Genomic DNA, 1,143 nt, shown 5'->3' on the forward strand with positions numbered 1-1,143 from the left:
AGTTATATTTTCCATCTTACTCTATTTTCGAGCGCTTTGCCTGCTTTCTGCTCGGCAGACTCGAAGAGCCTATCTAAAATCGCCTTTTGTTCTTGATTGATGTTTAAATTATCAATCTTGTCAGTTATATCTGATATGTCGCTTTGAGCAACTAACTCATCCATATAACTATCTGCTTTCACTGCGAAAACCCATTCAAAAATCTTGCTGTTAAGTTCTATTGAAAGGGTATCAAGTTCGCGGGATTGTTTCAGCTTGTCGTCGAGTTCTTGGGTCTTATGACCAACCAGCAAAAGTGCTTTTTCTGCTTTTTGCTCTTGGATCTTCCACTTGGCTTGTTTTCGTCCCAAATTCGTTTGTAGCGGCTCATACGCAGACACGTCAAGCCCGCAGTGCGCAAGGGTTGCAGCCGTAAACGCTTTCTTTGCGACAGAGATCGTGCCCTTCTGGTCTAACGCCTTCAATGACTTGCCATTTAGCACTCTGGGCACTACAAGATTTAGGTGCGGGTTGTCTTGGTCGTGGACGTTAGCAAATATTTTACCGTTCAAGTCCGATAGGCTAACTTCCAGTTTTTTCGCAATCTCTTTCACTATGTCTTTTGTTATTTCCTTCCATTCTTCTGTTGTGGGTTTTTTCACAGAAGGAGGCAAGCAGAATACAAAAGATTGAGCATATGATTGAACTGGTCGCCCTCCTTTCTTCTGTGAGTTTGAAATATCAAGCGTTATTGCTTCGTTTGATACTCTTTTGATAAAAGTATCAATGTTTCCGCTTATAGGGATAATCGAAGAAGTTTGTGTATGGTTAGGATGACTTTCATCTACCAAATATTTACCATAGCGTATTATGCCGTTATGCTTATCTTTTACTCGCTCACTTCTTACAAACCAATTTTTTATTGTCATCTATGTCTCATATGTTTATACATATAGACATAACATATTAAAAGTAAATATCAAGTTTATGGTGTAATTAAGTTTTCAATTCAAGATAGGACAACCCTACGGGTTGACGCCTTGCCCTTCGGGCTGGCTTCCTCTCTTGCTCATGTCTGCGACCCGAGACCCGCTCAAATCAAAAGCCCAGCCCCTCAAAATGCTCGACCTTCGGTCAACCATTTTGACCGGCTTCGACGTGGGG

General features: G+C 41.4%; 1 protein-coding gene. It reads right to left on the reverse strand.

Features of this window, described 5'->3' with window-relative positions:
* Window positions 1-2 precede the first annotated feature (2 nt).
* Entirely contained in the window at window positions 3-908 is a 906-nt protein-coding gene (locus GHO41_RS29280) for a hypothetical protein (RefSeq protein WP_153328991.1), read from the reverse strand.
* Window positions 909-1,143: the final 235 nt, after the last annotated feature.

Origin of the sequence: Pseudomonas sp. FSL R10-0399 (genome assembly GCF_009600165.1) — a bacterium.
Lineage (GTDB): Bacteria > Pseudomonadota > Gammaproteobacteria > Pseudomonadales > Pseudomonadaceae > Aquipseudomonas > Aquipseudomonas helleri.